The following is an 18,711-nucleotide window of genomic DNA, read 5'->3' as shown; positions in this document are numbered from 1 at the left end:
ATGCTCACCTACCTTTAGAATATAACTCCAGATTGTAAAATTACATTGGCGTAAGGAGTTGCCTCACCAGTTCGAATAATCACCTTTGAATCATATGTAAGCGTTTTTAACTTTTCATGTGAAACTTCCTCTACATTAGAGAAGCTTGGCTCTATTTCTTTAAAGAGACTCTTATTTTGGATTTTCATTTCTGTAGCAATAAAGACCTTTTCAACTTCCATATCCTCCAGGACTGCTTCCAATACCTCTAAAAAAGAAGGCTTTCCTAACTTATAAGAAAGATCGATGCAAGGCACTCCCTTTGGAATCGGCAGACCACAATCTGCAATCGTAATTTGATCTGTATGACCAAGCTTCGCAAAAATACCTGCTAATTCACGGTTTAGTATGCCATGTTTTTTCATAGATTCTTTTGCACCTCTAGTCTCTTAGCCACCTCTTCGGCTGATGGCATGCCACCTTGTGCTCCAAACTTTTCTACCGAAAGAGACGCAGCAGCATTTGCAAACCGAACTGCCTCTTCTAATCCCATTCCATTTGACACAGCATGGGCTAAAGCACCGTTGAAGGTATCTCCGGCTCCCGTAGTATCTATCACGGAGCTTGTAAACCCATCGACGATTACATGCTTTTTCCCGTCAAAAAATCTAGCGCCATTGCTGCCTAGTGTCACTATCAACTTATTTGGGTATTTTTCTAAAACCGTCTCTATATCCTCGCCAAAGATAGCAGCACATTCCGTTTCGTTTGGCGTGAGATAAGTTACATCATCCATAAACTCTTTTAAGAAGCCGCTCGCTGGAGCCGGGTTTAATAAAACCGGAATGTTAGACTCCTTGCAGAGCTTAAGAGTATAAGAAACAACAGAGATAGGAATCTCTAATTGCATTATGACAAATTTACTGTTCTTAATAATCTTTTCCTGGCTCTTTATGGTATCTTCCGTCAATGCATAGTTTGCACCTGGAACGACAATAATTCGATTATCTCCATCCGAAATAAGGATGTTGGCAATTCCTGTAGCTACTTCATCTTGATATTGTACCGCTGTAGTATCCACACCATTACTCTGCAAGTCTGCTACCAGGTCATTTCCAAAGCTGTCATTTCCGACACTGGCTATCATCCTAACATTACTGCCTAAGCGTGCTGCAGCAACCGCCTGATTAGCGCCTTTCCCCCCTGGAACAGTCGTAAACAGCTGTCCAAGAACTGTTTCCCCTTGAATGGGGAAATTATCGGTTTGCACGACGATATCCATATTCATACTACCGATTACCGTAATCATTGTTGTTCACTCCTTGTTGTCCCTCTCACAACTAACTCAACAGGCAGTTGAATTACTCGTTCGGTTAACTCTAATTCTTCAATCGTTTTGATAAGCATTCGAGTTGCTATTGCACCCATTTTGTATATATCCTGTGCTACCGTAGTAAGTCCTGGAGTTAGCATTGATCCCATCGATATTCCATCAAACCCCATTATTTGAAGCTCGCCTGGCACACGGATTCCCAAATTATAAGCTGCCTTCAATGCCCCTGCTGCTGATATATCCGAACTAGCAAATATACCATCTATATCCGGTATATTTGTTAGAACTTCCCTTACGATTTGTTCAGACTCTTCAAAATGAAAAGGACATTCTACAATATGAGTTTGAATATTTTTACCTTTGACTGCTTTTAAAAAACCAGCATACCGATCATCTGCGGGCACAAGCCCTGATGGACCTCTCAAAAAAACAATATTCTTGCACCCCTGCTCTAGTAGATGGGTAGTGCCTAGCCATGCTCCTTCTATATTGTTAGATGAAACAGTGGGAATAGACTCATGAATCATTCGGTCTAACGCAACTATTGGGATATCTAAATTCTTATAATGACTAGCGTGAAGGTGATTGGTAGTTACAATAAACCCCGCTGCATATTTTTGTTTTAAGGTATCCATGTAATGAATTTCTTTTTTGGGTTTTTCGTCTGAATTACACAAGACAACTGTATAACCATAGGATAATGCAACATCCTCCACTGCTCTTGCCAATTCAGGAAAGAAGGGATTCATAATATCTGGCACAATTAGTCCTATAAAGTTTGTTTGTTTCGTGCTTAATGAACGTGCTACTTGGTTTGGTCTATAGCCTAGCTTTTCAATCGCATCATGGATCTTTTGCTTAGCTTCAGAACCAACATATCCTTTTTTATTTAAGTAACGGGATACAGTAGCAACTGAAACACCAGCTTCCTTTGCAACATCTCTAATATTCGCTGACATCCGCTATCCTTCTCCCCCTTAAATATGTGTAACCGGTTACACATACTATAACCCTCTCCTTTTTTATTTGTCAAATGTTTAACAAAATTCAAAAGTGAGAAACAATAATATAAAATGAGCAGCATTACTTCTCTTCCTATTTTTCTCTTTAGAAGTACCCCTTTACTGGATCTTTCATTATTCTGTAGAGATTAGTTGACTATTTTAAGTAGAAGAACATTATGTTAATATTAAAATAATTCAACCGTTGGTAACTTATTAAAAGAATTATCCTACTGTTAGAAGTCTAGTTAGTAGGTTGGCGAATCAATGAACTATAATGTGGTTAGTCTGGTTTTTCTGAAACTAGAGATGAAGTTTTTGCTTCTAAACCAGCATTTAAGTGGTAATTTAATATTTCAAAAGATTGTCAGAAAAGATAGTAAGGATTATCATATTGACAAAATAAATAGCTAGCTATATTGTAGATAACTATAAGTGAGGTATAAAAATGGTAAAGTCTTATCAGGAACCCGCTGTATTAACACATCTAAAAATGGTTGAGCATCTGGCTAAACGTATCGGCGATGAACACTTAAAGCAAATTGGCTTGACGCAAAGCCAAGCAGATGTAATTATATTGCTTGCCCATGAACAGGATCGAGTTTTTCATCAACGTGATATTGAACGTGCGTTAAATTATACGAATCCTACCGTAACAGGCTTATTAAATCGGTTGGAGCAAAAGAATTTTATTGTTCGTGAGGTAGACCCTAATGATTCAAGGGCTCGTATTATTAAATTGACGGATGTTGCCTTAGCTGCACTAGAAGAAATTTATCATAGTATTCGTCAAACTGAAAAAATGATATTTGAAGGGTTTTCAAAAGAAGAGATGGACATACTAATACCAATGATGTCTCGAATGGCAAAAAATGCATTACGTCATGTGTAATGCACGTTTTTTTCTTCACTTATATAGCTAGCTATATTATTAAAAGGAGTAAAGTTATGCAACAAAAATATTTAAAAAATGCTGGTTTAATCGCATTAATTTCCATTCTTTCGATGATTCCCCCATTATCGACTGATTTATATATGCCTGCGTTACCAGAAATGACGTCTTATTTTCATACAACATCCACTTTAATGAGCTTTACGATGACCGTATTCTTTATATTCATGGCAATCGGTATTCTTTTTTTAGGACCGATGAGTGATAAATATGGTCGCAAACCGATATTGATCACTAGTATTTCTATCTCCTTAGTTTTTAGTGCTGCTTGTGCATTCGCTCCAAATATCACATTACTCATTCTTGCACGTGCCGTCTCTGCATTTGGTTCTGGTGGGATGGTAGCGATAGCAACAGCATTGATAAAAGATAGCTTTGAAGGAAAAGCAATGTCAAAGGCACTGTCTATTACACAAGCCCTTGCTTTAACTGCACCTATGCTTGCGCCTCTTTTAGGAGCATTGATTTTGAATGTGGCTGATTGGAAAATGACATTTATTGCTTTAGCAATTTTAACAGGAATTTCGCTTGTAGGGGCAATCTTATTACAGGAAACGTTACCAGTGAAAGAACGTAACCAAGGTGGTACCATTCAATCTATTTTAGGATTAAGAAAAGTGGCAAAAAACCCTAACTTTTTAAGTTTGTTATTAGTAGGGGCATTTATAGCTGCACCATTCATGGCATACTTAGCGCTAGCCTCTTATATTTATATAGATGGCTTTGGTGTGACAGAAACAACATTCAGTCTGTTTTTCGCTATGAATGCCGCTGCCTCTATTCTGGGACCGATTATGTACATGCGATTTGGGGCAAGTTCTGTGAAGAAGGTTATTAATGGAGGAATTATATTGTCACTTATTTCTGCTGTATTGATTTTAACAGTAGGAAAAACTGGCCCAGTTATCTTCTTGTCGTCCTACGTCATTTACTCTATCGTAACCTCTTATTTCCGACCATTGATTTCAGATTTATTATTATCTGCTACGAAGACAGATGTCGGAGCAGCATCATCCGTAATGAATTTTGGATTTGCCGTTTTAGGTAGTATCGGTATGATTATCGGTTCTTTAGCATGGAGTAGTTATACAAGTGGTTTAGCTATTACTATGTTGATTTTTATTTCCATAACAATCCTTGTTTGGACCTACATCTTAAAAGCGAAATCCATAAAATTTGATTGGAAATAAAAGCAGGTCATATAAAAGAAATGCCCTTATGATTCTTAAACATAATAAGAATTATAAGGGCTTTCTTATTTTTTACGTGTAGCCGAACGCTACTCGTGCCGTTGCTATGTCTTGCCAAACTCCCTCATCCTGTAGGAGTCGCCGACGCTGCTACGAACCAATATTGTTTCCTGCCAAATTTAAAGTCTAGTCAATAAATTTAAATGAGAATATAAACCTTCATGAAAAGTTTTATCCTGACCTCATTATCGAATATTAGAAGAAAGTTTTGTCCCAGGCTCTTTCTTATTTTGAGAAGTGGGTTCTCCGCTGCGTCGGACGCTTGGAGTGGAGGCCAACAGGATGTTGGTCAGGAAAACTTTGTCACACGATGTGACGTTCTTAGTTTTCCCTCCCCTAGGCAAGCCAGCACCCAACGCTTGCGCGTACGGCTGTGCTGTCTTGCCTACCACCCTGCTCCCGCAGGAGTCGCCGACGATGCTACGAACCAATTGTTGTTTACTACTAAAATTAAAAATTTGATTAAAGATCAAGGAAGATATTTTTCTACTATCTTTATGATCTTCCCGTCTTTCATTGTTACCTCATAGGGACCTGGAACAGCCATTACGTGAGAAACAAATTCTTTTTCCTCTACTTTTTTCGGGGAAGATAAGTTCTCATAGTCAACTAAAAAATACTCTGCTTCTTCTGACAACTGTAAATTTTCCGCTTTGTCTGTTTCATTATAAACAACATAACCTGTCGGTAGATCTTTTTCTACATCCAAGCCTAGTTCTTTTATTCTATCTTTGTCATTTTCCTCAATCCACTCTACTTCGTCCACAATTAAACTATTTGACTGAAGATCAAACTGTTTCACCATCACCATCATTTCTCCCGAGTCGTTCACTTCTTCTGTTTTAGCGTCATCTGAGCAAGCTCCTAACACTAAAGTAGAAACCACAAGGGCCAGTATAAAAAGGGATATCTTAGCCGAAATTCCTTTATTGGTTTTCTTCATAAATTGTCTCATCCTTTCTTTCATATATATTAGACCATAATTCCAACAAAAAGGTTTTCATTTTTTAAAATTTTTTTATTTTTTAATTGACCTCCTAATAATTCCAGCATATACTATTTATATCGGTAGACGATATAACGATATACGATACATCAACAAACGATATAGAAAAGAGTGAAATGACATGTCAAAAAATGAACAACCCGCATTAACAGAAGCAGTTTACTATATACTGCTATCCTTGTATCAGCCCATGCATGGGTATGGGATTATTCAAAATATAGCAGAACTCAGCAACGGAAGAGTAAACTTGGGAGCCGGAACACTCTATGGGGCGATTAACACCCTACTGGAAAAGGAATGGATTGTTCCGGTAGAAACAGAGGAAAACTCCAGAAAGAAAGTTTATGAAATTACGGAATTAGGCAAGGAAATTGTCGTTTCAGAAATGGAGCGTTTAAACGAGCTTTTAACAAATGGAAAACAAACATTAGACAAGGGGGAAATTATATGAAAAAGGTTGTTTGGAAAGTGTTCGTAGATCATGAGAAAGAGGAAAAATTTTTGAACGAGATGTCTGATAAAGGCTGGGCGCTAACCTCTTTCAAGTTTTGTCGATATACTTTTGAAGAAGCACCTAAAGGGGAATACATTTATCGTTTGGAGTATTTGGAGCATCCGATAAAGGACAAAAGAAGCCAAGAGTACCTAGAGTTCATGAAAGAAACTGGTGCAGAAGTGGTTGCAACTTCTTTACAGCAATGGGTTTATTTCCGCAAAAAATCAAAGGACGGCAGTTTCACGATATACTCCGATATCCAATCGAAGATTTTACACTATTCAAGGCTACGTACTTTATATCTTTGTCTCGCAGCCCCAAATATTCTAATTGGCTTAATATTAGTCATCCAAGGTTTTTCTCACATATCAGCTTGGATTTCTCCACTTAACCTAATAGTAGGATTATTACTCATCTCTGCAGCACTTCCGTTAACGAAAAAAATCAATCATCTAGAAAAAGAACAAAAAATTTTAGAATAAAAAGATCCTTATACAGGATCTTTTTTATATGTCCGAAATATTAACCAAAGTATCGTAAAGATTAGTAACGCTATAATTTCTAGAGAAAGAAGATACCAAGGATAGGGGCCGAGAAAATCTAGAATACTCCCTGAGGATGGCTTTCGTTGTAAAAACATATAATTTCCGCCTACCAGTTTATTGATCCATATAATTACTGGTAGGAGTAAGTTTAGAACAAGCAAAGTGTTCAGGACCCCTTTAAAGGTCGGGCGATAGCCTCTCACCCAGGTAAAATATAGAGCTGTTAGAATGATACCGAAATGCGTATAAAAGAAATGGAAAAAACGAAAATGTGGATATCCCATATCTAAAACAGGGGTAGCAACCGCCTGGAGAGCTCCTCCAATGCCAGCAAAGAAAACAAATGGGTAGATTTTATGGTTACCTGTCCATAGCAATACAATCGTTAATAACAGACTTAAGCTGCAGAGCTCCAGTGGTAAAGCACTGCTTAGCTGCCACCTATCTGATTGGATAAGCCAAACATGATAGAGGATGTCTATGAAAAGTAAGGAAACTGCAACCAAGCGTTCGAGTAATTGTCGCTTAGCTGAGAAAACAGATAATTTCCCTCTGAAAATAAATAATAATAGACCTAATATTACTAGTAAGAGAATCATCATCAAATGTACCTCTGAAAACATTTCAAATCTCGGTTCCATCTTTCCACCCCTTTCTCTATCATTATTCGATAGCTACAAAAAAATTCCTTTTATCTAAGCTCACATAAAAAATGCCAAACCGTCCACTGTCCTCGACAATGAACGGTTTGGCATAAAAAGTATATGAAATTCTCCAACCTTTATTATATATCCATGTCCCAACGCTCTTTTTCTGCGTCTTTCAGCTGATCAATCATTTCCTCCGGCCATACAGTTCGGAACTTATGGTGATCAAGCGGAATGATTTCAATCATTTTTTCAATCATATCCTGAGGATCGTATTGGTCCTCCAACATTTTCTCTTGCTCCTTCATATCCTGAAGTCTTGTAAAATGTTTCCCCTCATCATACCATTTGTATATTTCCTCCGAGCTTCTATCATTAAAGCCAGTATTATATGCCCCTGGATTAATCGTAGCTACTTGTACCCCGTGTTTTTCTAATTCTGCTTGCAATGTCTTGGCGATGCCCTCAATTGCATGTTTTGTCGCTGTGTAGGGACCAACATATGGTGTTGATGATATCCCAGCCATTGAGCTCATGAAAATGATTTTCCCTTTGCCCTTTTCCACTAATTTACGTGCTGCGTGTTGGACTGTTTCAAGTGTAGAAAATACATTTACGTCAAATAATTCTCGAACTCTGTCCATCGGGACCTCAGCTAATGGCCCACCTTCATTGATAGCAGCGTTTGCAACAAATATATCAAAATTATATTCATCTATTTGAGCTCGATCACGAGCATTTTGTATATCCAGCTTAAATATTTCCATATCTAAGCCTAACTCGTCGGCTTCCCTTAAAAGGCTTGTCTTTTGGGATGTCGTTTCTGTAGTGGCAATCAATCGATGGCCTTTCTTCGCTAAACCAATTGCTGCTCCTCTTCCAAGTCCACTGCCTGCCCCTGTTATGAAGATTGTTTTACTCACGTAATCCCTCCTAGTAAAGTGTTCTCCTTGTTCTACTTCCCTAAGAGTTTCATATAAAACAATTTTTGAGCTATGATTTTTTCCGAAGTCGCTCGTTCCTCCGAATAATTACATTCATCTTTTGGTACCATGCTCTGCATTCTTCTAACTTTTCTTCGTATTCTTCCTCTGTTGGTGGATCATCTTCGACAAAAATAAATTCAAGTATTGGCGTAGATAAGTCATCCACTGCTATACGCAGGCTAAGTATTGGAGAATCCTCTTCATCCTCTATTTCTTCATACTCTTCATCCAATTCCTTATCCATTTCTTCATCCATCTCTATTTCACCTGAAATAACTCCATCCTTCGGGTGAATAGCTAGAAGCTCTCCGTCCTCAAAAATGGCCACCTCTAATACCTGTGGAAAAGTAAACTTCTTAACTTGAAAAGGCTCATCATCTTCTTCCTTTTCTGCATAAAAAAATAAATGTAAATTTTCATCTAGCATTAAAGCCTGTAAAGAGTCTCCTGAAACAACACTATGTGTGTGTACAATATCACTAAGCATTTCTTCTTTTTCCCGCTCTACTTCCTCTTTTCTTTTCTTCACTACCTTAAGCCTTTCATAATTTCCCCAAAAGAAAAGAGAGATAGAAACGACAATATAGATTCCCATTATGCCTATCGAATCTATTCTTAAGGACAATAAAAGATAAATAAGGCTCAACGAGTAAATAACGATTGTTTTCATATTATCATTCCACCTATTTTATATGTTCTCTTAAACTATTCGAGAGATTTAAGAGTTATGCTTTTAAGTGGAATGAATAAATTTATTTTAGGGTGAGGAACACACCAAAAAACTCGCTCAACTTGAACGAGTTTTCTGTAACCTTATAATCTCGGATCTACCGGATCAGCTTCCATTGCAATAGTAGCAAGCACACATTCATGTACTCTTTCAATAGATTCTTCATTTACAAAACGCTTAATCCCTTCTAACCCTAACGAAAATTCTTTCAAAGCATGCCTTTGTTTCTTGGTAGTGTTTCGATTTTTTAACCTAGCAAGATTATCGGGTAATAGATAATCCATCCCATATATAATGTGTAAATATTTTTTCCCTCTCACCTTTATAGCAGGCTGCACTAGCTTCCCTTTATAAGTTGTTATATAATTCTCTGGCTTGATTACTACTCCTTCATGTCCGTCACTCGTTATATCCTTCCACCACTTAATCACTTTTTCTTCACTTGCCTCATCATCGATTACCATATATTCTGTCTCTACGAACAAATCTTCCAGCGTGGCTAACTCTTTATTCATCTGCATATGCCAAGTATGCGGCTTGTGAAAAAAGGTTTGATTACTATGTGCCAAAATATGAAAAGGCGCTATTTGAATTTTATTTATATCTTCGACATCCCAACAATATTTTTGGAAGACCTCCTTAAAAATATGTGCATTGTCTAGCTTATCTTCATATTCTTCTAACCAGCCCTTCAAGCTTTCATTTCCAGCAACCGCTTTTTTAAGCTTCTCCGTTAAAATCGTTCGGTCCAATATAGCATTCTCCGCCACATGAGCATACTGGCTGCTAATTAGTTCCTTTGCTTTCAAGTTCCATGGCATAATTTCTGCATCTATTAGAATGAATTCCGTCTGATGTTTTTCAAAATAGCCACTGGCTACCAAAGCTGCATTTAATCTGTGTAAAATTTCCTTTTCAACTTCCGAAGAGAAAAACCTTCTACCAGCTCTTGTATAAATGACGCCAAGTGTTTCTTTTCCGATAGTATGAAGCCCAGCTTGCATATCCTTAAATAGCAGGAGAATCCCACGGCTACCCATATGCTTTTTTTCAGCAACCATCTGCTCGACACCCATGCTACGATAATAGTCAATGACTTCTCGAGGATGCTCTAGATAATCCTCTAAAACGGAAGGTTTTGGGCTTGGACTCATCGTTGGTGGGATATATACTAGTTCTTCTATAGGAATCGTATAGTGTGATATTGTATCAAGAGCCGGAATCGCATATTCCTTCTGCACTTTAATTTCCCCGTATCCTTCTGTCATCACAGTAAATCCATTTATGAACTTTGCAATGTTGGGCGGGTTCAGCCGTTTCTGTTTCATTTCCACTAAAGGATTGTCCTTTGTATTCGAGTAATCCATGCGGGCCTTCACTGACGCAAATTCTTTTTCAGGGTAACGGTATGCAGTCAGCTCTCCACCAAATACTACACCTTGGTCAATATTCACCGTATTATTTATCACAAGAGGCTTTAACTTCGGATCATGACCCCAAACAATCATTACACAAGTTTGATGATTGGTAGTCCAATCCTTTCGAATCGGTTTCCCGTTAGCATCAAGTCCCGCTGTATCCCCGTATCGACAAAAATCACTGATATCATGTGATTGCTTCCCTATGAACTCATCTTTGATTCCCGCATGCGTACATACCAATGTCGGAACATTGTTTTTCGTTAACACATAATGAGATGGAGCATTTAACAGAAGAGTTTTTAGCTGATGCTTCAATTCGGAAGCTTGTTCTCCCCCAACGCTCTCCTCATATCGTTTTAATTCCTCTGCAACCTTCTCATCTCCATGACTCAACGTAACCTTCTTGCCATCTAACCATCTAGCTATTTTCCACCCATGGTTACTATCAATCATGTAGGCTAGCCCCGCTTGAATATGACGCAAAAAGAACTGCATCGTTTCTAATGATTTTGGACCACGACTCATAATATCTCCAAGAGATAAAAATCTTCTTCCCTCTGGATGAATATATAAGTTTTCTTCATTCTGTTCATATCCTAACTTATCAAGAAGCTGAATCATTTCATCGTAACAAGCATGGATATCGCCAATAATATCAATCCCATTTGTGACGTCTATATATAATGGATTTTGACTAACCCTTTTGAGATTTATCTCTTCCTCACGAGCTATATAAATCGCTCTATACCCTTCCTTCTTGATAAAGCGCTTTTCTCTCTTAAATGTCTGGAACTGCTGTTTGATTCTACGCTTCCCTCTTGGATTCTCACGCATTTCATCTCGTTGCAGCAAAGTCTCTTGCTCTACATCAAACATAATAGCTGTAATCGGTACATGCTGGCGGCGAGCGATTTCTCTATATCTTTTTCGATCATCAAGATGTAGATGAGTTGCATCGACAAAGGTGACTTTATTTAGTTTAGCTCTCTTTTCAATTACATCATCCATTAACATGAAAGCTTCCTTAGAGATTTGCAAGTATTCATCATAAAGACTATCTGCTTCTTCCTTTGATCGTTGGTTATAGTCAATAAAGTCTTTATCACTAACCAAGACTCTAAAGTCATCTGAACTAACGATCTCTGACGGCAGTATCTGGCTCTTTTTTACCAAGCGTTTCAAAAGCGTGGTTTTTCCGCTATTAGATGGTCCTATTAATAAAACAATCCCAGCGTAAGGTATGTTGATATCCATTATTCACACTCCTTTCTCTTAAATAAGCAAAGCTGTGTTGGGTGACCGTATAAGTTATGCTCTTGACCTATTCCTTCAAATGATAATTCATAAGCACCTAGATTTTGTTTGTTACACCATGATTGGAATTCTTCTCGATTCCATTCAAAACGATGATCATCATGTCGATGCTCTGTTTCCATTTCATACACCTGGTTATACTCCCTATTTGGTGTTGTGATAATCAATGCCTTTGGCTGATACTCATTTAATATGGTGCTCATAACCTTCGGAAGGCGCTCCTCGTCAATGTGCTCGATTACCTCACAAAGGACGATAACATCTTTATTTACCAGTCTTTCATCATAATAAAATAAAGAACCCATGATTGCATTTGGAGAAAGGAAATTTTCCATCTCCTTTACTTCCTCAAAACGTTTTAATGCTTTGATTCTCTCCGATTCGGAAGGCTCCACAGCAAGGATTTCCTTCACGCCTGGTACGAAGCCTAAAAGCACAGATAGCTTCCCTTCGCCAGCTCCCAAGTCGACTACCGTTGCTTTATTATCCAAATCATGAATGCATTCAATTATTTTCTGATAACGAAGCTCGTTCAAGCGGACTTTCGGATTTTCTTCCTCTACTGATTTAGAATCATTTAACGATATAAGGTTGTATAGTTCCTGGAAACGAAGCGACTTCCGAAGTATAAATTCTCTAAGCGGATGTTTTTCAAGCCAGCCTTCTCCATACCTCTCGATCTTCTCTACTTCCTTCTCATCAATATAATAGTGCTTGTAGTCATCTAAGACGGGAATTAAGACAAATAACTGCCTTACCCCATCTTGCAATGTGGTGAATCCTTTTATAGAAATGTATCTTGCTGAGCTTTTTTCTCTTAAATTTACCTGATAGTTTGTATTCCCATATGTTATTCCAACCTCGTATCCTAGTGGCTCAAACAAATCTTTTATTTGCTGATCAGAGAGGTTGGAAGCAAGTGGGCCAAAGCCGAATTCTAATGGGAATGAATGTCCTACCCACTGTGCGTATTCCTCTTTTGGTTTCCCATTTAGAGCTGTTCCTATTGCCGAGCGTATGAAAGTGCAAAAAATACTGCTCACCACAAATTCTCTATCATTGATGTAAGAAGTAATATCATAAGCTTGAGAGTTATTTCTTGAAAGCTCAATAGGATCCGGTGTCACAAAAAAAGTTACCTCCACTTCTTCCTCTAAAAACTTGCTAAAAAACATTCTGACCAAATGTCCATTATTGCTTCGCTCATATATATTATTAGGGTTCTTTGCAAGTAGATATGAAATAATTTGCACATCTTGCCCGGTTGCACGGATTGTCAATTGCATAATACCACCTCCACTGTTCATTGTATTTAAAAAATTGTAACACACCTGATTTTTTAGAAAAAGAACAAAAAGAAAAGCCTAGAAGCTCGAAAGCCTCTAGGCAGTATCCTTACTTATTAAGCTCATCCTTCATTTCTGCTTTTAACGAATCCATCGATTGTTTGCGTCGCTCATTTTTTTCTTCAATCATCTGGCGTTCAGATGGATTGGAAAACTCCATGCTAATTTCTGCCTCATGTAAATTTTCTTCCGTATTTTTGATGATTTTTTTTATTTTTTGAGCGTTATCTGATCTGTCATCTGGATTTGGTTTTCTGTTTGGCATATGAATCCTCCTAAAGATAAGTTTAAAAAGCAACTTTAGTGTGGATTACTTAGAAGGTTCTATGCACAATATAATAAAACCGTCAATCTTGTATCCAGCCCACATTTACTCTTTTCCTTTATCCCCAAAGAGAGATTCTTCTGCTAGCTGTGCTAATTCCTGTGCTTTATAGCTTATTTCTTGGATGGTAGCAGAAAATTCTTGAATAGAGCCAGATTGTGTATCCGTTAAGGTGTTAATCTCTAAGAAGGCTTCATTTAACGTTAATAGAAGACCATGAATATTTTTCGTAATACCGTTTATTTGATTTACATTTTCTTTCGAATTCGTCGCAAGCTTCCGTATTTCATTCGCAACAACGGAGAATCCCTTACCTACATCACCTGCACGTGCAGCCTCGATGGCAGCGTTTAAACCAAGCAGGTTACTCTGCTCAGAAATTCCCTTTACGACTGTAGATATTTCACTAATTTCCTCTGCGCTAGAGCTAACATCCTTCATTTGTCCAGTGACATCTGTTACTTTGTCAGCTAACCGTGTAACCGAGTCACTAATATCTTCAATAGATGCTGCTGTTTGCTCTACAATGGCAGAAAAACTCTCAGCCATTTCAAATAGCTTATTTGCTCTTTCTAAGCTAGTACCGATTCCTACCCCACCTATCACATTTCCTTCCTCATCATGCAAAGGAATCGCACGCGCAATGAGCGGGAACCCAAACAGTTCCTTTGGTAGAATCGCAGATAGCTGACTGTTTGTTCGGATAGCGTTAGTGACAATATCCCCTTCCATCAGCGGATCTCCTGGGGTTACATTTAAAGCAAAGGTTTTTGCAGGAATATTAATAATCAACTTTTCTGTATCATAAATTCCGATAGTAATATCATCTTGAATTAGACTATTTAGAAGTGGAGCAACCTTCACAAACGCATTGATTACTTCATGCTCGGACATAGTGATTCCCCTCGTTTCCTCTTAATAAGGTAAGATTCTTTTCCCATAGTTCACGGAGATCCACTTTAACGTTGTAAATTCCTCTAAACTCCATTCACCATTCAAGCGCCCCAGACCAGATTGTTTTTCTCCACCAAATGCAACGATTGGCTCGTCATTTATTGTTAAGTCATTTACATGAATCATACCTGTATGAACTTTTTTCGCTAATTCCACTCCGCGCTCAAGATTAGATGTGTGAACAGCACCACTTAAGCCAAAGCGAGTATTGTTCGCAATGTCGATCGCCTCTTCTTCCGTTTCAAAGGGAATAACACAAACAACTGGTCCAAATAACTCGTCCTGTGCAACTGTCATATCTGTCGTCACGTCTGCTAGAATAGTTGGCTCAAAAAGTCTTCCCTTAATGTTACCTTTTACAAGAGGTGTCGCACCTTCCTCGATTCCTTTTTCAATTAATGCTGATAGATTTTTCGCTTGACGATCGTTGATTACTGGACCAATGATTGTCTCTGGATCTTTTGGATCTCCTACTTTTAGAGAAGAAACCTTTTTCGCATACTTATCAAGGAACTCTTTGTAAATAGACTTCTGGACAAGAATTCTATTTGCGGACATACAAATTTGACCTTGATGAGTAAATCTACTAAACGTAGCTGCGTTCACTGCATAATCAATATCAGCATCCTCTAATACGATGAATGCACTGTTTCCGCCAAGCTCTAATAATGGCTTTTTGAAGTTTTTCACTGCCAGCTGTCCAATATAGCTTCCGACTTGTGTGGAGCCAGTGAACGAAATAATTCTTGGAATTGGATGCTCTACAAACGCATCCCCAATTTCCTTAATATCAGTTACCACTACATTTATTAAACCCTTTGGTACTCCAGCTTCTTCGAAGATTTTCCCAATTAGAGTTCCACCCATGATCGGTGTATCCTCATGCGGCTTTAACACTACTCCATTTCCTGCTCCTAAAGCTGGTGCAACAGATTTCATAGAAAGGAAGAATGGGAAGTTAAACGGACTGATGACTCCCACTACTCCTGCTGGAATACGGTAAAGTCTATTCTCCACGTCATCAATGGTAGATGGGAGAATTTTTCCTTCCATTCTTAGTGGGAAGGTTGCAGCTTCTTTGATGATATTTTTGACTAATCCAATTTCAAATGCTGCTTTTAATCTTGTACCGCCTAATTCAGCCATAATAATGGAGACAATTTCTTCCTCATTGTCCTCAATATAGCGAACTGCATTTTCCAGTATGTCACGCTTTTTATAAGGGTTTACCTTATCCCATTCTAACTTGGCTTGTTGAGCTGACTGATAAGCACTGTCTATATCTTGTACATTGGCTAGCTTATATGTATTGATAACTTCATCGTTATATGGATTAATATTTTTTAGTACATTGCTGCTTCCACCATCAACCCATTCTCCACCTATAAACTGTTTATCTAAGTTTGCTATTTTCATGTCTTACCTCCTATATATTTTCTTTCACAATATGAATATCGACACAAGAAAGAATGTTCAAATAATCACAAAGTATCAAAAAAATTTTGTGTTTATAGAGCTATATATGTAAACAAAAAGATATTTATATGATTTTTGTTGTTCAACAAATACTTTATACCCATTTTTTACTACTACACTTTATTTACCCTAGTTAAAAAGTTGGATACGGCTAAGCCACATCCAACTTTGTTTAAAGTCTATTCACTTATTTCTCTTCTTTTTATTAGAACTTTCTCTAGCTGAATGATACCAAAGGATAAGATGGCTAGACCATAAATGACTACTAATTGAGATTGGCTAATTCTCGCTACCTCTAACAGCTCGAAGCTTAACACCACGTTTAACAAAATGAAACCAATCAAAAAGGCACCGATGACAGCAATATTGGAGAAGAGACCTAATTCAAAAACGGATTCTCTCGCTCTACAACTGAATCCATGAAGAAGCCTAGATAAACATAACGTTGCAAAAGCCATGGTGCTAGCTACTAATGCATCTCCACTTTGTAAACCAATTTGAAAGGCAAGAATAGTTACGGCTGCGATAACGAGCCCTTCCCAACCAACTCGTAAAGCAAGCTGCTTGTTGAGTAAGGGTTCATTCATTTTCCTCGGCTTTTCTTTCATTATTTTTTTATTATGCGGTTCTAAGCCAATCGCTATAGCAGGTAAGCTATCTGTTAATAGATTAATAAACAATAAATGTACCGGTGCAAATGGTGCTGGTAATGCAAATAAAGTAGCATAAAGCACCACTAACATCCCCCCTGCATTTCCAGAGAGAAGGAACAAAATAGCATTTTTTATATTTGTATAAATACTTCTACCGTTCGAAACTGCTCGAACAATAGTAGAGAAATTATCATCTGTTAAAATCATGGATGAGGAATCCTTCGCAACTTCAGTACCTGTAATTCCCATAGCGACTCCGACATCAGCTTGCTTCAGCGCTGGTGCATCATTTACACCATCACCTGTCATCGCTACAATATTTCCTTTCTCCTGCCAAGCCCTCACTATTCTAATTTTATGCTCGGGTGTAACTCGTGCGTATACAGAAACACGACCAACAAGCTCCCGTAATTCCTTATCGGATAATCCTTCAATATCCTTTCCTTCTATCGCTTCAGAAGGATCCTTTAATATTCCTATTTGCTCTGCAATTGCCATTGCAGTTATCTTATGATCACCTGTAATCATCACTGGTCGAATTCCTGCTTGAATACAATCTTCTACTGCTTGCTTTGTCTCTTCTTTAGGTGGATCTATCATCGCAATCAGACCTATAAAGGTTAAATCCTTCTCATCTTCCTCGCTTATTTCACCGTCTCTAACTTCCTTATATGAAAGTGCTAACACTCGTAATCCTTTACTTGATAATTCGTCATTCACTCGATTAATATGATTGCGTTGCTGCTGACTTATGAAAGCTACTCCTTGTCCAGTCTCCAGTTTATCTATACGAGGGAGTAATACATCAACTGCTCCTTTGGTAATCATCAAATAACGATGACCGATCTTATTTACAGTACTCATTAGTTTTCGGGTAGAATCAAAAGGGACTTCCTTTACTCTTGGAAATGTTCCTCTTACCTGTTCCTCGTCCATTCCAGATTTTCTTCCCCAATTTACTAATGCAAGCTCAGTCGGACTTCCAATCTCCTTATCTCCGTTTTTGATGGAGTTATTACAGAGTAATGACATATGCATAAATGTCTTTTGCAGTTCATTACCAAGCTTCCAGTCCTCTTGAGAAATAACAGCCTCATTAAGGAATATTTTTTGGACAGTCATTTTATTTTGCGTAAGTGTTCCGGTTTTGTCAGAACAAATCACAGAAATACTTCCTAGGCTTTCCACCGCATGAAGCTTACGAACAATTGCATTCTCTTCTGCCATCTTTTGTGTACCAAAAGCAAGAACGATGGTTACGATAGAGCTTAAGGCCTCTGGAATAGCAGCGACGGCTAAGGATACCGCAAACATAAAAGAATCTCCAAGCTCTCTGCCACGGATTATATCTAAGATGAATATAAACGCACAAATAAGGATGATTCCAATCGCCAACTTTTTCCCGAAATCATCAAGACTTAACTGAAGAGGAGTCTTCTTTTCTTGGGCAGTTTCTAATAGATTTGCAATTTTCCCTATTTCCGTTTTCATCCCTATGGAGGTTACAATAGCTCGTCCACGCCCACTTGTCACAAAGCTACCTGAGAATACTTTGTTTTTCTGGTCACCAAGAGAGTGAATCTTTTCCCCCTTCATATCCGTGATCTTATCTACTGCATCAGATTCACCTGTTAAATGACTTTCATTTACTTGCAAGCCATGAGACTCTATGAGAACACCGTCTGCACTCACAAAGTCACCAGTATCTAATTGAAGAATATCTCCTACTACTACCTCTCTAGCAGGAATTTCCTTCATGACTCCCTCCCTAATTACCTTCGCAACAGGTGCAGCCATCGCTTTTAGACTATTTAATGATTTTTCTGCCTTCATAAACTGTACTGTCCCTAAGACTGCATTTAAGAGAATGACAATTAGAATGACAAAGGAGCTCATAATCTCCCCTAAAAAGGTTGAAATAACCGCTGCTACAATTAAAATGATGACTAAAAAATCATTAAATTGCTCTAGAAAAATCTGCCCAACACTTTTCTTGTTTCCATCCTGAAGCTCGTTAAATCCGTCTTTCCGCTGTCTTTCTCTTACCTCATCCTCTGTCAACCCTCTAGGCTTCGCATCTAGTTCTTTCTTTATTGCTTGTACATGTTGTTTGTGTTTAGTAGCATTCATTAGTAATCCTCCATTATCGAGAGTTTAGAGAGATATTCGTAGTGTTCTAACTCTTTTGGCTAGGAAATTAATATTTATTCCTTCTAGTAATCTCACACCCTTCCATGCAAATCTCTTTTTCCATACAATTAAGATATGTGAATGAGAGATTCAATATTCCAGAGAAA

17 protein-coding genes are annotated in these 18,711 nt (G+C 38.0%); 4 read left to right on the top strand and 13 right to left on the bottom strand.

Annotated features, from left to right (window positions below):
* Nucleotides 1-14: 14 nt before the first annotated feature.
* The 3 genes from rbsD to AC1ECF_RS08445 are packed head-to-tail and all read right to left on the bottom strand — an operon-like array spanning nucleotide 15 to nucleotide 2,271.
* On the bottom strand, nucleotides 15-404 hold the full coding sequence (rbsD, locus tag AC1ECF_RS08455; protein WP_480388970.1) for a D-ribose pyranase: 390 nt from the start codon (nucleotides 402-404) through the stop codon (nucleotides 15-17).
* Nucleotides 401-1,288, bottom strand: coding sequence for a ribokinase (gene rbsK / locus AC1ECF_RS08450; RefSeq protein WP_480388969.1), 888 nt, complete (start codon nucleotides 1,286-1,288; stop codon nucleotides 401-403). Before rbsK ends, rbsD begins: the two co-directional genes overlap by 4 nt.
* Complete coding sequence (locus AC1ECF_RS08445) at nucleotides 1,285-2,271, bottom strand: LacI family DNA-binding transcriptional regulator (RefSeq protein WP_480388968.1); 987 nt, start codon at nucleotides 2,269-2,271, stop codon at nucleotides 1,285-1,287. Before AC1ECF_RS08445 ends, rbsK begins: the two co-directional genes overlap by 4 nt.
* A gap of 490 nt (nucleotides 2,272-2,761) precedes the next feature.
* Between AC1ECF_RS08445 and AC1ECF_RS08440 the strand changes: the two genes are divergently transcribed.
* A complete protein-coding gene (locus tag AC1ECF_RS08440; RefSeq protein ID WP_480388967.1) occupies nucleotides 2,762-3,205 on the top strand; it encodes a MarR family winged helix-turn-helix transcriptional regulator in 444 nt (147 codons plus the stop codon).
* A 56-nt stretch (nucleotides 3,206-3,261) separates the two neighbouring features.
* Nucleotides 3,262-4,455, top strand: coding sequence for an MFS transporter (locus AC1ECF_RS08435; protein ID WP_480388966.1), 1,194 nt, complete (start codon nucleotides 3,262-3,264; stop codon nucleotides 4,453-4,455).
* Between the two features lie 529 nt (nucleotides 4,456-4,984).
* Here the strand turns inward: AC1ECF_RS08435 and AC1ECF_RS08430 are convergent.
* Nucleotides 4,985-5,458: a hypothetical protein gene (locus AC1ECF_RS08430; RefSeq protein WP_480388965.1), complete on the bottom strand. Its 474-nt coding sequence runs from the start codon at nucleotides 5,456-5,458 to the stop codon at nucleotides 4,985-4,987.
* Between the two features lie 184 nt (nucleotides 5,459-5,642).
* Between AC1ECF_RS08430 and AC1ECF_RS08425 the strand changes: the two genes are divergently transcribed.
* Both AC1ECF_RS08425 and AC1ECF_RS08420 read left to right on the top strand, forming a co-directional pair.
* On the top strand, nucleotides 5,643-5,972 hold the full coding sequence (locus AC1ECF_RS08425) for a PadR family transcriptional regulator (RefSeq protein WP_480388964.1): 330 nt from the start codon (nucleotides 5,643-5,645) through the stop codon (nucleotides 5,970-5,972).
* Nucleotides 5,969-6,499 carry a DUF2812 domain-containing protein gene (locus tag AC1ECF_RS08420; RefSeq protein WP_480388963.1) on the top strand — a complete coding sequence of 177 codons (531 nt, stop codon included), beginning with the start codon at nucleotides 5,969-5,971 and terminating at the stop codon, nucleotides 6,497-6,499. The genes AC1ECF_RS08425 and AC1ECF_RS08420 overlap by 4 nt, the downstream gene beginning before the upstream one ends.
* Before the next feature lie 8 nt (nucleotides 6,500-6,507).
* On the opposite strand, the gene AC1ECF_RS08415 is transcribed toward AC1ECF_RS08420, so the two are convergent.
* The 9 genes from AC1ECF_RS08415 to AC1ECF_RS08375 form a co-directional block, all read right to left on the bottom strand.
* A complete protein-coding gene (locus tag AC1ECF_RS08415; protein ID WP_480388962.1) occupies nucleotides 6,508-7,203 on the bottom strand; it encodes a YwaF family protein in 696 nt (231 codons plus the stop codon).
* A gap of 143 nt (nucleotides 7,204-7,346) precedes the next feature.
* Nucleotides 7,347-8,132: an SDR family oxidoreductase gene (locus tag AC1ECF_RS08410; protein ID WP_480388961.1), complete on the bottom strand. Its 786-nt coding sequence runs from the start codon at nucleotides 8,130-8,132 to the stop codon at nucleotides 7,347-7,349.
* A 70-nt stretch (nucleotides 8,133-8,202) separates the two neighbouring features.
* Nucleotides 8,203-8,865: a hypothetical protein gene (locus tag AC1ECF_RS08405; RefSeq protein ID WP_480388960.1), complete on the bottom strand. Its 663-nt coding sequence runs from the start codon at nucleotides 8,863-8,865 to the stop codon at nucleotides 8,203-8,205.
* Between the two features lie 143 nt (nucleotides 8,866-9,008).
* On the bottom strand, nucleotides 9,009-11,600 hold the full coding sequence (locus AC1ECF_RS08400; RefSeq protein WP_480388959.1) for a polynucleotide kinase-phosphatase: 2,592 nt from the start codon (nucleotides 11,598-11,600) through the stop codon (nucleotides 9,009-9,011).
* A complete protein-coding gene (locus tag AC1ECF_RS08395) occupies nucleotides 11,600-12,946 on the bottom strand; it encodes a methyltransferase domain-containing protein (protein WP_480388958.1) in 1,347 nt (448 codons plus the stop codon). The genes AC1ECF_RS08400 and AC1ECF_RS08395 overlap by 1 nt, the downstream gene beginning before the upstream one ends.
* A 109-nt stretch (nucleotides 12,947-13,055) precedes the next feature.
* Nucleotides 13,056-13,271 (bottom strand): small acid-soluble spore protein Tlp, encoded by a 216-nt coding sequence (gene tlp, locus AC1ECF_RS08390; RefSeq protein ID WP_480388957.1) that lies wholly within the window; start codon nucleotides 13,269-13,271, stop codon nucleotides 13,056-13,058.
* Between the two features lie 105 nt (nucleotides 13,272-13,376).
* Nucleotides 13,377-14,225: a methyl-accepting chemotaxis protein gene (locus AC1ECF_RS08385; RefSeq protein WP_480388956.1), complete on the bottom strand. Its 849-nt coding sequence runs from the start codon at nucleotides 14,223-14,225 to the stop codon at nucleotides 13,377-13,379.
* Between the two features lie 21 nt (nucleotides 14,226-14,246).
* Nucleotides 14,247-15,701, bottom strand: a complete 1,455-nt coding sequence (gene yfmT / locus AC1ECF_RS08380; RefSeq protein ID WP_480388955.1) for a benzaldehyde dehydrogenase — start codon at nucleotides 15,699-15,701, stop codon at nucleotides 14,247-14,249.
* Nucleotides 15,702-15,940: 239 nt separating this feature from the next.
* Nucleotides 15,941-18,544 carry a cation-translocating P-type ATPase gene (locus AC1ECF_RS08375; protein WP_480388954.1) on the bottom strand — a complete coding sequence of 868 codons (2,604 nt, stop codon included), beginning with the start codon at nucleotides 18,542-18,544 and terminating at the stop codon, nucleotides 15,941-15,943.
* Nucleotides 18,545-18,711 lie beyond the last annotated feature (167 nt).

The sequence above is a fragment of the Psychrobacillus sp. Z3-81 genome (assembly GCF_056620325.1).
The sequence above is the reverse complement of the archived record's forward strand: the minus strand, read 5'-3'. Positions and strand labels throughout refer to the sequence as shown.

Bases quoted from the DNA above. Each gene is read 5' to 3' on its own strand.
- rbsD (WP_480388970.1), bottom strand. From the start codon at position 404: ATGAAAAAACATGGCATACTAAACCGTGAATTAGCAGGTATTTTTGCG.
- AC1ECF_RS08440 (WP_480388967.1), top strand. From the start codon at position 2,762: ATGGTAAAGTCTTATCAGGAACCCGCTGTATTAACACATCTAAAAATG.
- AC1ECF_RS08395 (WP_480388958.1), bottom strand. From the start codon at position 12,946: ATGCAATTGACAATCCGTGCAACCGGGCAAGATGTGCAAATTATTTCA.
- tlp (WP_480388957.1), bottom strand. From the start codon at position 13,271: ATGCCAAACAGAAAACCAAATCCAGATGACAGATCAGATAACGCTCAA.
- yfmT (WP_480388955.1), bottom strand. From the start codon at position 15,701: ATGAAAATAGCAAACTTAGATAAACAGTTTATAGGTGGAGAATGGGTT.
- rbsK (WP_480388969.1), bottom strand. From the start codon at position 1,288: ATGATTACGGTAATCGGTAGTATGAATATGGATATCGTCGTGCAAACC.
- AC1ECF_RS08430 (WP_480388965.1), bottom strand. From the start codon at position 5,458: ATGAAGAAAACCAATAAAGGAATTTCGGCTAAGATATCCCTTTTTATA.
- AC1ECF_RS08405 (WP_480388960.1), bottom strand. From the start codon at position 8,865: ATGAAAACAATCGTTATTTACTCGTTGAGCCTTATTTATCTTTTATTG.
- AC1ECF_RS08385 (WP_480388956.1), bottom strand. From the start codon at position 14,225: ATGTCCGAGCATGAAGTAATCAATGCGTTTGTGAAGGTTGCTCCACTT.
- AC1ECF_RS08375 (WP_480388954.1), bottom strand. From the start codon at position 18,544: ATGAATGCTACTAAACACAAACAACATGTACAAGCAATAAAGAAAGAA.
- AC1ECF_RS08415 (WP_480388962.1), bottom strand. From the start codon at position 7,203: ATGGAACCGAGATTTGAAATGTTTTCAGAGGTACATTTGATGATGATT.
- AC1ECF_RS08400 (WP_480388959.1), bottom strand. From the start codon at position 11,600: ATGGATATCAACATACCTTACGCTGGGATTGTTTTATTAATAGGACCA.
- AC1ECF_RS08445 (WP_480388968.1), bottom strand. From the start codon at position 2,271: ATGTCAGCGAATATTAGAGATGTTGCAAAGGAAGCTGGTGTTTCAGTT.
- AC1ECF_RS08420 (WP_480388963.1), top strand. From the start codon at position 5,969: ATGAAAAAGGTTGTTTGGAAAGTGTTCGTAGATCATGAGAAAGAGGAA.
- AC1ECF_RS08425 (WP_480388964.1), top strand. From the start codon at position 5,643: ATGTCAAAAAATGAACAACCCGCATTAACAGAAGCAGTTTACTATATA.
- AC1ECF_RS08435 (WP_480388966.1), top strand. From the start codon at position 3,262: ATGCAACAAAAATATTTAAAAAATGCTGGTTTAATCGCATTAATTTCC.